General features: G+C 70.9%; 11 protein-coding genes and 3 pseudogenes. 11 read left to right on the top strand and 3 right to left on the bottom strand.

The window, feature by feature from the left end:
* The first annotated feature begins 95 nt into the window (after positions 1-95).
* The 5 genes and pseudogenes from IEZ19_RS28280 to IEZ19_RS28260 all read left to right on the top strand — a co-directional run bounded on the left by IEZ19_RS28280 (position 96) and on the right by IEZ19_RS28260 (position 4,775).
* Entirely contained in the window at positions 96-686 is a 591-nt protein-coding gene (locus IEZ19_RS28280; RefSeq protein WP_189314141.1) for a TIGR03086 family metal-binding protein, read from the top strand.
* Positions 687-819: 133 nt separating this feature from the next.
* Positions 820-1,476, top strand: a complete 657-nt coding sequence (locus tag IEZ19_RS28275) for a GntR family transcriptional regulator (RefSeq protein WP_189314140.1) — start codon at positions 820-822, stop codon at positions 1,474-1,476.
* Positions 1,473-2,384 carry a dihydrodipicolinate synthase family protein gene (locus IEZ19_RS28270; RefSeq protein ID WP_189314139.1) on the top strand — a complete coding sequence of 304 codons (912 nt, stop codon included), beginning with the start codon at positions 1,473-1,475 and terminating at the stop codon, positions 2,382-2,384. Before IEZ19_RS28275 ends, IEZ19_RS28270 begins: the two co-directional genes overlap by 4 nt.
* Complete coding sequence (araD, locus tag IEZ19_RS28265; RefSeq protein ID WP_189314138.1) at positions 2,372-4,102, top strand: L-arabinonate dehydratase; 1,731 nt, start codon at positions 2,372-2,374, stop codon at positions 4,100-4,102. The genes IEZ19_RS28270 and araD overlap by 13 nt, the downstream gene beginning before the upstream one ends.
* A gap of 137 nt (positions 4,103-4,239) precedes the next feature.
* Positions 4,240-4,775 (top strand): annotated as a pseudogene (locus IEZ19_RS28260) (hypothetical protein).
* A gap of 142 nt (positions 4,776-4,917) precedes the next feature.
* Here IEZ19_RS28260 and IEZ19_RS28255 read toward each other — a convergent pair.
* Positions 4,918-5,076, bottom strand: coding sequence for a hypothetical protein (locus IEZ19_RS28255; RefSeq protein ID WP_189314137.1), 159 nt, complete (start codon positions 5,074-5,076; stop codon positions 4,918-4,920).
* A 32-nt stretch (positions 5,077-5,108) separates the two neighbouring features.
* Between IEZ19_RS28255 and IEZ19_RS28250 the strand changes: the two are divergent.
* Positions 5,109-5,399 (top strand): annotated as a pseudogene (locus tag IEZ19_RS28250) (pectate lyase); the annotation flags it as partial.
* A gap of 200 nt (positions 5,400-5,599) precedes the next feature.
* Entirely contained in the window at positions 5,600-7,051 is a 1,452-nt protein-coding gene (locus tag IEZ19_RS28245) for an NCS2 family permease (protein WP_189314136.1), read from the top strand.
* Positions 7,052-7,160: 109 nt separating this feature from the next.
* Here the strand turns inward: IEZ19_RS28245 and IEZ19_RS28240 are convergent, their stop codons facing one another.
* Entirely contained in the window at positions 7,161-8,615 is a 1,455-nt protein-coding gene (locus IEZ19_RS28240; protein WP_189314135.1) for a peptidoglycan D,D-transpeptidase FtsI family protein, read from the bottom strand.
* A 93-nt stretch (positions 8,616-8,708) separates the two neighbouring features.
* On the bottom strand, positions 8,709-9,482 hold the full coding sequence (locus tag IEZ19_RS28235; RefSeq protein ID WP_189314134.1) for an IclR family transcriptional regulator: 774 nt from the start codon (positions 9,480-9,482) through the stop codon (positions 8,709-8,711).
* A gap of 138 nt (positions 9,483-9,620) precedes the next feature.
* Between IEZ19_RS28235 and IEZ19_RS28230 the strand changes: the two genes are divergently transcribed.
* From IEZ19_RS28230 to IEZ19_RS28215, 4 genes and pseudogenes are all read left to right on the top strand, one after another.
* Positions 9,621-11,150: an aldehyde dehydrogenase (NADP(+)) gene (locus IEZ19_RS28230; protein WP_189314133.1), complete on the top strand. Its 1,530-nt coding sequence runs from the start codon at positions 9,621-9,623 to the stop codon at positions 11,148-11,150.
* A 146-nt stretch (positions 11,151-11,296) separates the two neighbouring features.
* Positions 11,297-11,905 (top strand): DUF1349 domain-containing protein, encoded by a 609-nt coding sequence (locus IEZ19_RS28225; RefSeq protein ID WP_189314132.1) that lies wholly within the window; start codon positions 11,297-11,299, stop codon positions 11,903-11,905.
* 49 nt (positions 11,906-11,954) lie between these two features.
* Positions 11,955-12,757, top strand: a pseudogene (locus IEZ19_RS28220) (GlxA family transcriptional regulator); the annotation flags it as partial.
* Positions 12,754-13,257, top strand: coding sequence for a GNAT family N-acetyltransferase (locus tag IEZ19_RS28215; protein ID WP_189314131.1), 504 nt, complete (start codon positions 12,754-12,756; stop codon positions 13,255-13,257). The pseudogene IEZ19_RS28220 and the gene IEZ19_RS28215, both read left to right, overlap by 4 nt.
* The last annotated feature ends 30 nt before the right edge of the window (positions 13,258-13,287 follow it).

The raw sequence follows: 13,287 nt of genomic DNA, 5'->3' as shown, positions 1-13,287 counted from the left end.
CGGAGGCCGTCGGTGCGGATTCTTCCGTAGCGATGAGTTTCGCCGCCCTCACCGGTCAACCTCCTGAAGGAACCCGAACCCTGGAGGTGGCCGGCATGAGTACCGGCACGATGTTCGACCTCGGTCCGCAGGCCCGCGTCGTGGCGCGGCTCGCCGAGGGCGTGACCGACGAGCAGCTCGCGGCGGCGACGCCGTGTCCGGAATACGCGGTGCGCAACATGCTGGGGCACCTGGCGGGGCTGTCCGTGGCCTTCCGCGACGCCGGCCGCAAGGACCTCGGCGCCACGACCGCCGGTGCTCCCGACGCCACGGCCCCGGACATCGGCCCCGGCTGGCGCGAGGAGCTGCCCAAGGCACTCGACGAGCTGGCCGAGGCCTGGCGTGACCCGGATGCCTGGACCGGCATGACCCGCGCGGGCGGCGTGGACCTGCCCGGCGCGGTCGCGGCCGCGGTCGCCGCCGACGAGCTGGTGATCCACGGCTGGGACCTGGCCCGCGCCACCGGCCAGGCCTACGACCCCGACCCGGTCGTCCTGGAGGCGTCGTTCGCCTTCCTCCGCGCCGCGGCCGACAACGACGACCGGGGCGGTGGCATCTTCGGCCCCGTCGCCCCCGTCCCGGACAGCGCGCCGCTGCTGGACCGGGCGGTCGGCCTGAGCGGTCGCGACCCCGACTGGAGGCCGTGACCTCGCACGGGCCCTCGCGTCCGGTTCACCAACTCCCTTTGCCAGAGGCATTGACGAACCCCATGCACGCTCCTACTTTCATCGCGTCGTACTTCGTACGTCATATATGAGACGCGATATCTGAGAGGCGTGCATGTCCTCCGTGCCCATCCCGATCCCGTCCCGCACGCAGTACGTGTTGGACGCGATCAAACACCGCATCCTCACCGGGCAGTTGACGCCGGGCCAGGCCCTCGTCGAGACCGAGCTCGCCGCGCAGTACGGGGTGTCCAAGACCCCGGTGCGCGAAGCGCTCAAGACCCTGGCCGGGACCGGACTGGTGGTGATGAGCCAGTACAAGGGCGTCACGGTGCGCACGGTGGACGCGGACATGGCGCGCGAGGTCTACGACGTACGGCTGCTCCTCGAGCCCGAGGCGCTGCGGCGGGCGGTGCGCCGCGGCGCCTCCCTCGACGCCGCGCGCGACGCGCTGACCCGCGCCGACCGGGCCGCCGACACCGCCGAACGTTCCCTGGCCAACCGCGAGTTCCACCGCGCCCTCTATCTGCCGTGCGGCAACCCCCTGCTCGGCCGGATGCTCGACGAGGTCCGCGACCAGGCCGCGCTCGTCTCCGCCGTCGCCTGGTCCGCCGAGCCCTCCTGGGAGCGGGAGGCCGGCGAGCACCGCGAGATCCTGCGGCTCGCGCTGGAGGGCGACGCGGACGGCGCCGCGAGCGCGCTCGACGCCCATATCGCGTCCTTCGTGCGGCGTGCTTTCCCCGAGTCCCAGCCAGCGGAAGGTCAGGCATGAGCGGCGTGTCGTTCGAGACCCAAAGGGCAGCCCTGGCCGGTGTGGTGGCGATCCCGGTGACCCCGTTCACCGCCGACGGCAGCGTCGACCAGGACGCCCACCGCGCCCTGCTGCGCCGACTGCTCGACGGCGGCATCACCACCCTCACACCGTGCGGCAACACCGGCGAGTTCTACGCCCTCACCCCCGAAGAGCGGCGCCTGGTCACGGAGTCGACTCTGGACGAGGTCGGCGACCGGGCCGCCGTGCTCGTCGGCGTCGGGCACGACATCCCGACCGCCGTCGCGGCCGCCCGCCACGCCCGCGAACTCGGCGCCGGCATGGTGATGGTCCACCAGCCCGTCCACCCCTACGTCTCGCAGCGGGGCTGGGTCGACTACCACCGCGCCGTCGCCGAGGCCGTCCCCGACCTGGGCGTCGTTCCCTACCTCCGCAACGCCCAGCTGGCCGGCGCCCGGCTCGCCGAACTCGCCGACGCCTGCCCGAACGTCATCGGCGTCAAGTACGCCGTCCCGGACGCCGCCCGCTTCGCCGCCTTCTCCCGGGACGCGGGGCTCGACCGCTTCGTCTGGGTCGCCGGCCTCGCCGAGCCGTACGCCCCCTCGTACTTCTCCGCGGGCGCCACCGGCTTCACCTCGGGACTCGTGAACGTCTCCCCGGCCGTCTCGCTGAACATGCTCGAAGCGCTGCGTTCCGGCGACTACCCGGCCGCCATGAAGGTCTGGGTGCAGATCCGCCGCTTCGAGGAACTGCGCGCCGCGAACGGCTCCGCCGACAACGTCACGGTCGTGAAGGAGGCCCTCGCCTCCCTGGGCCTGTGCCGCCGTGACGTACGCCCGCCGAGCCGGACGCTGCCCGAAGAAGCGCGCGCCGAGGTCGCCGCCATCGCCGCCGGATGGTCCGTATGAGGTCCCCGGAAGAACTGAGAAGCCACCAGTGGTACGGCACCGACGGGCTGCGCTCCTTCAGCCACCGGGCCCGCACCCGCCAGCTCGGCTATCTGCCCGAGGAGCACCTGGGCAAGCCGGTTGTTGCGATCCTCAACACCTGGTCCGACATCAACCCCTGCCATGTCCATCTGCGGGACCGGGCGCAGGCCGTCAAGCGCGGGGTGTGGCAGGCCGGCGGCTTCCCGCTGGAGTTCCCGGTCGCCACCCTCAGCGAGACCTTCCAGAAGCCGACCCCGATGCTCTACCGCAATCTGCTCGCGATGGAGACCGAGGAACTGCTGCGCTCGTACCCCGTCGACGGTGCCGTGCTGCTCGGCGGCTGCGACAAGTCGACGCCCGCCCTGCTCATGGGGGCAGCGAGCGTCGACCTGCCGACGGTCTTCGTACCCGCCGGGCCGATGCTGCCGGGGCACTGGCGGGGCGAGGCGCTCGGTTCCGGCACCGACATGTGGAAGTACTGGGACGACAAGCGCGCCGGCCTCATCGGCGACTGCGAGATGTCCGAGCTGGAGAGCGGCCTGGCCCGCTCGCCCGGCCACTGCATGACCATGGGTACGGCCTCCACGCTCACCGCCGCCGCGGAGGCGCTCGGCGTGACCGTCCCGGGCGCGTCCAGCATTCCGGCCGTGGACTCGGGGCACGACCGGATGGCCGCCGCGTCCGGACTGCGCATCGTCGAACTCGTCCACCGGGACCGGGCGTTGTCCGACATCCTCACCCGTGAGGCCTTCGAGGACGCCGTCACCACGGTCCTGGGTCTGGGCGGTTCGACCAACGCGGTGATCCATCTGATCGCCATGGCGGGCCGGGCCGGCGTACGGCTCACCCTGGACGACTTCGACCGCATCGCCCGCACGGTCCCCGTGCTGGCGAACGTCCGGCCCGGCGGACGGACGTACCTCATGGAGGACTTCCACTTCGCCGGCGGACTGCCCGGGTTCCTCTCCCGCATCACGGACCTGCTGCACCTGGACCGGCCGACGGTCTCGTACGACACCCTGCGCGAGCAGATCACCGGTGCGCAGGTGCACGACGACGACGTCATCCGGCCGCGGGACAACCCGGTTGCGAGCGAGGGCGGGGTCGCCGTGCTGCGCGGCAACCTCTGCCCGGACGGCGCCGTCATCAAGCACATCGCCGCCGAACCGCACCTGCTCAAGCACACCGGTCCGGCAGTCGTCTTCGACGACTACCGGACCATGCAGCGGACCATCGACGACCCGGGCCTCGGCATCACCGCCGACAGCGTGCTCGTGCTGCGGAACGCCGGGCCGAAGGGCGGTCCGGGCATGCCCGAGTACGGCATGCTGCCGCTCCCCGACCACCTGCTGAGGCAGGGCGTGCGGGACATGGTGCGGATCTCCGACGCCCGGATGAGCGGGACGAGTTACGGCGCCTGTGTGCTGCACGTGGCACCCGAGTCGTACGTCGGCGGACCGCTGGCCCTGGTGCGCACCGGGGACACCATCACCCTGGACGTCGGGGCGCGCCTCCTCCAACTCAACGTGGACGACCAGGAGCTGGCGCGGCGCAGGGCGGAGTGGACGCCGCCGCCCGTGCGTTACGAGCGCGGTTACGGCGCGCTCTACACCGACCAGATCACCCAGGCCGACACCGGCTGCGACTTCGAGTTCCTGGCCAGGCCGGGCAAGGTGCCGGACCCGTACGCCGGCTGAACCCGCGCATCTCCTCCGGTGAGGAGCTTCACCCATGTGTATGTAGCAAGCGCTTCCTGTGCCGGCCCGCCGCCCGACCACCGCCCCGCACGGACGCCCTTCGGGTGGCCACTCCCCCTTGCGAACGGAGAACAGTCATGGCCCAAGCCGCAGCCGTGGCGAAACCGCCCGCGTCACCCCCGCGGCGCCGTGCCTCCGCGACGCCGCGCAGCCTGCCGTACCTGCTGATCGCCCCGGCGGCCCTGCTGATGCTGGGCTTCATCGCCTACCCGGTCCTCAGCGTCTTCTCCTACAGCCTGCAGAACTACAACCCGACCAAGCCGTGGCGGAACGGCTACGCGGGCTTCGACAACTTCGTCCACGCCTTCACCGACGACCCCCAGTTCTGGGACACGCTGACCTTCAGCGCCCAGTGGGTCGTCGTCGAGGTCGGACTGCAACTGCTCCTCTGCGCGGGGTGTGGGAGTTCAACAACGTGGACCTGCTCTACACCCTCACCGGCGGCGGCCCGGCGGGCGGGACGACCACGCTCCCGCTGTACGTCGCCAACACCAGCGTCGACGCCCACAACTTCGGCTACGCCTCCGCCCTCACCACGGTGGCGTTCGTGATCCTGCTCTTCTGCTCGATCGCCTATCTGCGGCTGAGCAAGTTCGGAGGCGACCGCACATGATCACCGAGATCGCCCCCGCCCACGAAGAGGCCCTGGCCGCCCGGCCCCGGCAGCGCCGGCCCCACCGTGCCTGGGACGAAATCCCGCGCTGGCAGATCTATGTCCCCTTGTCGATCTATCTCCTGTTCACGCTGATCCCCTTCTACTGGATCCTGCCCTTCGCCCTGCGCCCGGCCGGCTCGACCTCGCTCGTGCCCTGGCCGCTCACCTTCGACCACTTCGAGAAGGTGTGGACCGAGCGCAGTTTCAGCACCCACTTCACCAACAGCGTGTACGTCGGCGTCGCCACGCTGGCGCTCACGACGATCGTCGCGCTGGCCGGCGGCTACGACCGGCATCGGGATGGAGTCCCGACTCGTCGCGGAACACAACGCGTTCACGCTCGCCGACGGGATCGGTGCGGGCTCGATCCTGAAGAAGTGGAAGGAGGCACCGCTGACGGCCGGCGACGACTACGTCAACGGCACACGGACCGACCTGATCGTCGCCCACAACGCCGAAGTGCCCGGGGAGATCCTCCAGCCGGGCGCGGGCTGGACGCCGGTGCTGCGTACGAAGGTGGATCCGGCGAGGGCCGTTCCCGGCATCGTCGACCACCGGGCGGGCGCGGGCCGACTGCGCTGACGCACCGGGTCACGCCTACCGGACGTACAAGCTGCCGAACCCGACGTACTTCGTCAGCCGAGCAGGGAGGCGCCCCGCCGGTCACCACCGGCGGGGCGCTCCGCGATTCCGTAACACCGGGAAAACCTGAAACAGGTGCGACGCGGGAACAATCCAGCCAGCAACCGCGCACCGATCACTCAGGCAACGAGGAGTCGCCCATGTCCGAGACGCAGACCGTGGCGGGCCGGCCAAGTGCCCCGCCACCCGGGGCCAACAGCGTCGACCGGTACTTCAGGATCACCCAACGGGGCTCCACCTTCGGCCGCGAGATACGCGGTGGCTTCGCCACGTTCTTCACGATGGCGTACATCCTTGTCCTGAATCCGATCATCCTGGGCAGCGCCAAGGACAAGTTCGGCCACCAGCTCGACACGGGCCAACTCGTCACCGCCACGGCCTTGGTGGCCTGTGTGATGACGATCATCATGGGTGTCGGCGGCAACCTCCCGCTCGCCATCGCGGCAGGCCTCGGCCTCAACGCCGTCGTCGCCTTCCAGTTGGCGCCGCTGATGAGCTGGGACGACGCCATGGGGCTCGTCGTCATCGAGGGCGTCGTGATCTGTGTGCTCGTTCTCACCGGACTCCGCGAAGCCATCATGAACGCGATCCCGCAGCAGCTGAAGCAGGCGATCGGCGTCGGCATCGGGCTGTTCATCGCATTCATCGGCTTCGTCGACGCGGGGTTCGTCAGCCGTGTCCCGGACGCCGCCGACACCACCGTGCCCGTGCAACTCGGCGCCGCCGGACGGCTCACCGGCTGGCCCGTCCTCGTGTTCTGTCTCGGCGTCCTGCTGACCGTCGCACTGCTCGCGCGCAAGGTGAAGGGCGCGATCCTCATCAGCATCGTCGCGATGACCGTCGTCGCGATCGTCGTCGACGCCGTCGCCGACATCAAGAGCTGGGGCCTGACCACCCCGAAGGTGCCGGACAAGGTCGTGGCCACCCCGGACTTCGGACTCTTCGGCCACTTCAGCCTGTTCGGCGGCTTCGCCGAGGCGGGTGTGCTGACCGCCGTCCTGCTGGTGTTCACCCTGGTCCTGTCGGACTTCTTCGACGCCATGGGCACGATCGTCGGGATCAGCGCGGAGGCGGGGCTGCTCGACGAGAAGGGGCAGGTACCCAACATCGGGCGGGTGCTGTTCATCGACGGGGCGGCAGCCGTCGCCGGCGGTGTGGGTTCCGCCTCCTCCAACACCGCGTACATCGAGTCGGCGGCCGGCGTCGGCGAGGGCGCCCGCACCGGGTTCGCGAACCTGATCACCGGTGGACTGTTCGGGCTGGCGCTGTTCCTCACGCCGCTGCTGACGATCGTGCCGCTCCAGGCGGCGGCGCCCGCGCTGATCGCCGTGGGGTTCCTGATGATGACGCACGTCAAGCACATCGACTGGGACCGGTTCGAGATCGCGATCCCGGCGTTCCTGACCATCGCCGCGATGCCGTTCACCTACTCGATCACTGACGGGATCGGAGCGGGGTTTCTCGCCTACGTCGTGATCAAGGCGGTGCTGGGCAAGGCGAAGGATGTCAGCCGGCTGTTGTGGGTGGTTTCCGCTCTGTTCCTGGTGTACTTCGCCATTGATCCCGTGGAGCAGATTCTCGGGGTGAAGTGAGGGACGCCGCGTGATCAGTGCGGCTTCGTCGTGGCTGGTCGCGCCCACGCGGCGGAGCCGCACATCGATACAGCCCCGCGCCCCCTCGGAGCGCTTCCCTCAAGGGCGTTCAGGAAAGCGCCGCCTTCATCATCGCCCTGGCCACCGGCGCCGCCAGGCCGTTGCCGCTCACTTCAGACCTCGCGGCATTCGACTGTTCCACCATCACCGCCACCGCAACCTCCTTGCCCGTGGTGCCGGACTTGCCGTACGACGTGAACCAGGCGTACGGCGTCTTGCTGTTGTTCTCGCCGTGCTGCGCCGTGCCCGTCTTGCCGCCCACCGTCACGCCGTCGATGCGCGCGTTCGTGCCGGTGCCGTCGTCGACCACCGTCTCCATCGCCGACCGCAACTGCTCGGCGGTGGAGGAGCTGACGATCTCCTTGGTGTCCGTGCTGTCGTCGTAGTTCCTCAGTACGTCGCCGCCGCTGTCGGTGATCTGGGACACCATGTGCGGCGAGACCAGCTTGCCGCCGTTGGCTATGGCGGCCGACACCGTCGCCATCTGGAGCGGGGTCGCGGTGACGTCGAACTGGCCGATGCCGGTCAGGGCGGTCTGCGCCTCGTCCATCCCCCGCGGGTAGACGCTGGCGTAGGCCCGCACCGGCACGTCCAGCTTGTCGTCGTCGAAGCCGAACTTCTCGGCCGTCGCCCGCGCCTTGTCCTGGCCCAGGTCGACGGCCATCTTCGCGAACACGTTGTTGCAGGAGTAGCGCAGGGCGACGCGGATCGAGGCGTTCTCGCAGGGCGCGGCCGTGTTCTCGTTGGCGAGGACCCGGGTCGTGCCCGGGAGCGTGTACGGGTCGGGGCTGTCGGTGTGCTCGTCCACGTTCGCGTACAGCCCGTCCTCCAGGGCGGCCGCGGCCACGACCAGCTTGAACGTCGAACCCGGCGGCAGCGGCTGCCGCAGCGCGCGGTTGGTCAGCGGCTTGTCGGGGTCCGCGGTGAGCTTCTTCCAGGCCGTGCCCGCCGTGTTGGCGTCGGTCAGCGAGGACGGGTCGTACGACGGGGTCGACACGGCTGCCAGGATCCGGCCGGTCTTCGGGTCGATCGCGACGGCGCCGCCCTTCTTGTCGCCCAGTGCGTCGTACGCCGCCTTCTGCACGGCCGGGTCGATCGTGGTGACCACGTCACCGGCGTCGGCGCGCTTGCCGGTGACCGTGTCCACGACCGTCTTCAGCCGGGTGTCCGTGCCGTTGAGCAGGTCCTGGTAGATGCCTTCCAGCTGGGTCGGGGCGTAGCTCTGCGAGGCGTAGCCCGTCACCGCCGCGTACAGCGGGCCGTCGGTGTACGTGCGCTTGTACGCGAGGTCGCCACCCTTCGTCCGCGCCGAGCCGGTGATCGACTCACCGGCCACGACGATGTTCCCGAGCGGAGCCGCGTACGTCTCGATCGCGCCGCGCCGGTTGTCCTTGTCGTCCGCGAGGGCCTTGCCGTCGTAGAACTGCACCCAGGTCGCCCTGACCAGCAGAGCGAGCACGAGGAGCAGCGCGAAGACGGACGCCCGCCTGATCGTCTTGTTCATCCCGCCCGAGAAGACGAGCGGGACGGGGGAAATCGTTCCCGTACGACCCGTTTTCTCATCCGGCGTTCAGGAAACCGGCGCCGTACGCCGCGCTCAGAGCCTGCGCGTGGCCAGAGTGAGACGGTCGCGTGCGTCGAACAGCGCGTCCTTGATCATCTGCTCGTGGGCGGGGGTCAGCCGGGCAACCGGCACCGAGCAGCTGATCGCGTCCCGGGCCGGGGTGCGGTAGGGGATCGCGACGCCGAAGCAGCGCAGCCCCAGCGTGTTCTCCTCGCGGTCGACGGCGAAACCCTGCTCGCGCACCTGGTGCAGCTCCTCGATGAGCTTCTCCCGGTCGGTGATCGTGTGCTCGGTCAGCGCGGGCAGCGTCTCCGGCAGCAGCTTGCGAACCTGCTCGTCAGAGTGAGTGGCCAGCAGCGCCTTGCCGAGGGACGTGGAGTGGGCGGGCAGCCGGCGGCCCACGCGCGTGAAGGGGCGCAGATAGTGCTGGGACTGGCGGGTGGCCAGGTAGACGACGTTCGTGCCGTCCAGACGGGCGAGGTGGATGGTCTCCGTGGTGTCGTCGGAGAGGCGGTCCAGGGTCGGACGGGCCGCCGCCACGACCTCGTCGCCGTCGATGTACGAGGTGCCCACCAGCAGCGCCCGCACCCCGATGCCGTACCGCGTGCCCGTCGCGTCCGTCTCCACCCAGCCCAGCTCCACCAGGGTGCGCAGCAGCATGTAGAGGCTGGACTTGGGGTAGCCGACGGCCTCCTGGACCGCCGCGAGGGAGTGCATGCCGGGCCGGCCCGCGAAGTACTCGAGCAACTCAACGGTCCGCACCGCGGACTTGACCTGCGCGCCGCCGCCTGTCTCGCCTGCCGACATCGCCCTTGACCCCTTCGTTCGACCAGAAACCGAAGATATAGTCTCCGAGAGCGTATTCATCATCAGAGACAGCGTTCAGTATATCGAACGAACCTGGTGAATGCCCCAGATACGGCAACACATGTGGAGGGACCCGCGGTGGCAGCAGCACCAGTCTGGAGTGTCGACCCGCGTACCGGGAAGCAGCGGGAACAGGTTGCGGTGGAGGCCACAGCCCAGGAGGTGGACACCGCCGTCCGCGCGGCCCACGCCGCCCGCGGCGCTCTCGCCGACCGCACGGTCCGCGCGGCCTTCCTGCGCTCCGCCGCGGCCGGCCTGGACGCGGCCCGTGACCAGCTGGTCGAGGCCGCCGACGCCGAGACCGCGCTCGGCCCGGTCCGGCTGACCGGGGAACTCGCCCGTACGACCTATCAGTTGCGGGCCTTCGCGGACATCGTCGACGAGGGCGCCTTCCTCGATGTCATCATCAACCACCCCGACGCCACCGCGGCCCCGCCGATCCCGGACCTGCGCCGGTACAAGGTGCCCCTGGGTGTCGTCGCCGTCTACTCGGCGTCCAACTTCCCCTTCGCCTTCTCGGTGGCCGGCGGCGACACCGCCAGCGCGCTGGCCGCCGGCAACCCGGTCGTCGTCAAGGCCCACCCCGACCACCCGGCTCTGTCCGAGCTGGTCGCGAAGGTGCTGCGCCGGGCCGCCGCCGGGCACCACATCCCCGACGACGCGATCGGCCTGGTCCACGGCTTCGAGGCGGGCATCGAGCTGATCAAGCACCCGCTGATCGCCGCCGCCGGGTTCACCGGTTCCGTACGGGGCGGCCGTGCCCTCTTCGACGCGGCCGCCGCCCGCCCGGTCCCGATCCCCTTCCACGGCGAACTGGGCTCCCTGAACCCGGTCCTCGTCACCGAGGCGGCGGCCGCGGAGCGCGCGGAGGCCATCGGCAGCGGGCTCGCCGGGTCGATGACCCTGGGCGTGGGCCAGTTCTGCGTGAAGCCCGGCCTGGTGCTGGCCCCGGCGAGTGCTGCGGGCGACCGGCTGGTGAAGTCCCTGACCGACGCCGTCAGCGCCACCGAGGCGGGGGTCCTCCTCGACCACCGCATGCGGGACAACTTCGTCGCCGGGATCGCCGAGCGCACCGGCCTCGACGGTGTGGAGTCCCCGGTGACGCCCGGCGCGGGCGGCGAGCACACGGTGAGCCCGGGCTTCCTGACGGTGCCGGCCAGCAGGCTGACGGAGGCGGGGGCGTACGACCTGCTGCTCGAGGAGTGCTTCGGCCCGGTGACGGTGGTCGTGCGCTACGAGGACGAGGCCGAGGCGACGGCCGTGCTGTCGCGGCTGCCGGGGAACCTGACGGCCACCGTGCAGCTCTCCGCCGAGGAGGCGGCGGGGGAGGGGCGTGGCGCGGAGATCCTGGCCGAGCTGACGCCGCTCGCGGGGCGTGTGCTGGTGAACGGGTGGCCGACCGGTGTGGCGGTCGCCCCGGCCCAGCACCACGGCGGCCCCTACCCGGCGACCACGTCGACGTCGACCTCCGTGGGGGGTACGGCGATCGAGCGGTGGTTGCGGCCGGTGACGTACCAGGGGGCGCCCGAGGCGTTGTTGCCGGCGGAGCTGAAGGATGACAATCCCTTGGGTCTGCCGCGTCGGTTCAACGGGGTTCTGGAGCGGTAGCGCCGTTGGGGTGTCGCTGGTTCGGCGGGTGCGGGATCGTCGTGGCTTGTCGCGCCCACGCGGCGGTGCCGCGTATCGATCCAGTCCCGCGCCCCTGGGCCGGCTGCCCCGCGTCGGTTGCACGGTTCGGCTGCGAGAATCCCGCCATGGACCTCGAACTTCCCGAACTTCCCTTCCCTCTGCGTACCTACGGCCCCGACGGCAACTGGTCCTACGAGGACGGTGTGCTCACCGGGTGGGCAGGGCCCCGGACCGATCGGTTCGTGCCGCCCACCGGTGAGGCCCTCGACCCCGCCTCCGACGCGGCCCGGCTGCTCGGGGCGCCCGAGGGCGACTTCCAGTTGATCGCCCGGGTCACCGTCGGGTTCGCCACCGCCTTCGACGCGGGGGTGCTCTACGTCCACGTCGGCGACCGGGCCTGGGCCAAGCTCTGCCTGGAGTACTCCCCGGACGTGCCCACCGTCTGCACGGTGGTCACCCGGGGACACTCCGATGACGCCAACTCCTTCACCGTGGACGGCAGTTCCGTGTGGCTGCGGATCAGTCGCACCGGGCGCGCCTTCGCCTTCCACGCCTCCCGGGACGGCGAGCGCTGGACCTTCGTGCGGCTGTTCACGCTGGGCTCGGAGAAGGAGACGGACGCGGCCCTGGTCGGCTTCCTGGCGCAGTCGCCGATGGGGGAGGGGTGCGTCGTGACGTACGACCACGTCGAGTTCAGGCCCGCCTGGCCGAGCGACCTGAGAGACGGCAGCTGAGGGCGAACGTCACCGCGAGCACGGCCGGGCCGACGACCAGACTCAGCCGCATGGACTCGACGCGGTGGGCGAGGCGGACACGGTGCTCGTCGCGGGCACCGGGGAGCCCTACGAACCCGACCCGAAGATCGTGGCCGCCCTCCGCGAGGCCGCCGCCGACGGCAAGCGCATCGCGTCCCTGTGCACCGGCGCCTTCCAGCTCGCCGAGGCGGCCTGCTCGAGGGCCGCAGGGCCACCACCTACTGGGCACACGCCGAGGAGCTGCGCAAGCGGTATCCGCGGGTCGACCTGTGCGGGGACGTGCTGTACGTCCAGGACGGGCGGTACGTGACCTCCTCCGGTTACGCCGCCGGCATCGACCTGTGCCTGCACGTCGTCCGCACCGACTACGGCGCCGCCGTCGCCAACGAGGTCGCCCGGCAGGCGCTGGTCGCACCCGTACGCCCCGGTGGCCAGACCCAGTTCACCCAGACCCCGCTGCCGCCCGAGCGGGGTGGGGCCTGCGGCGACACCCGCGGCTGGGCCACGCGCAACCTCGACAAGCCGCTCACCCTCACCGGCCTGGCCCGGCACGCGGGCGTCAGCGTCCGCACCCTCACCCGCCGGTTCCACGCCGAGAGCGGGGTCAGCCCCCTGCAGTGGCTCCTCCACCAGCGCGTCGAGCGGGCCAAGGAACTCCTGGAGACCATCACCCTGCCGATGGACCAGGTGGCCCAGGCCTGTGGCCTCGGCACGGCCGACTCGCTGCGCGCCCATCTGGTCCGCCGCACGGGCCTGACTCCCAGCGCCTACCGCACCCAGTTCAACCGGCTCGGAACCGGAACGGCGTCTGTCACGTCCTCGGTTGCATGATCAGTGACCGACTCACCGGACACCGCGTGATCCGCACCGTCCTGCCCGCCGAGGCGGAGACCGTCGCCGCCCTGCACGCCCGGGCCCGGTCGACGTACTACCCGAACGGCCTTCCCGACGACGGCACCGACTGGCTCGCCGCCTGGCGGGGCGCCATCGAACGGCCCGACGGACACGTGCTGTGCGTGGTCGAGCAGGGCCGGATCGTCGCTCTCGCCTCGTTCCGCACGCCGGAGGGCGCGCCCGTGGAAACGGTCAAGCTGTACCAGTTCCACGTCGACCCCGACCACTGGCGCTCCGGCGTCGGCACGGCCCTGCACGCGGCCTGCGTCGAGGAGTGGCGAGCGGACGGCAAGCGGACCGCCGTGCTCGACGTGCATGCCGACAACGCCCGCGCCCAGGCCTTCTACGCCCGGCAGGGCTGGGTACCGGACCCCGGGAGGCCGGCCGCCGAGGGCGACCACCACCGGTGCCTGCGGTACACCGTGACCGGGGAATGAAACGCGTCGCTTGAACGCTCAACAGGTTTG

Source organism: Streptomyces brasiliensis, from assembly GCF_014647875.1.
Classification (GTDB): domain Bacteria; phylum Actinomycetota; class Actinomycetes; order Streptomycetales; family Streptomycetaceae; genus Streptomyces; species Streptomyces brasiliensis.
This window is presented reverse-complemented; position numbering and strand designations above follow the sequence as displayed.

Excerpts from the sequence above, each read along its gene's own strand:
- IEZ19_RS28280 (WP_189314141.1), top strand. The coding sequence starts at position 96 with ATGAGTACCGGCACGATGTTCGACCTCGGTCCGCAGGCCCGCGTCGTG.
- IEZ19_RS28275 (WP_189314140.1), top strand. The coding sequence starts at position 820 with ATGTCCTCCGTGCCCATCCCGATCCCGTCCCGCACGCAGTACGTGTTG.
- IEZ19_RS28270 (WP_189314139.1), top strand. The coding sequence starts at position 1,473 with ATGAGCGGCGTGTCGTTCGAGACCCAAAGGGCAGCCCTGGCCGGTGTG.
- araD (WP_189314138.1), top strand. The coding sequence starts at position 2,372 with ATGGTCCGTATGAGGTCCCCGGAAGAACTGAGAAGCCACCAGTGGTAC.
- IEZ19_RS28245 (WP_189314136.1), top strand. The coding sequence starts at position 5,600 with ATGTCCGAGACGCAGACCGTGGCGGGCCGGCCAAGTGCCCCGCCACCC.
- IEZ19_RS28240 (WP_189314135.1), bottom strand. The coding sequence starts at position 8,615 with ATGAACAAGACGATCAGGCGGGCGTCCGTCTTCGCGCTGCTCCTCGTG.
- IEZ19_RS28235 (WP_189314134.1), bottom strand. The coding sequence starts at position 9,482 with ATGTCGGCAGGCGAGACAGGCGGCGGCGCGCAGGTCAAGTCCGCGGTG.
- IEZ19_RS28225 (WP_189314132.1), top strand. The coding sequence starts at position 11,297 with ATGGACCTCGAACTTCCCGAACTTCCCTTCCCTCTGCGTACCTACGGC.
- IEZ19_RS28215 (WP_189314131.1), top strand. The coding sequence starts at position 12,754 with ATGATCAGTGACCGACTCACCGGACACCGCGTGATCCGCACCGTCCTG.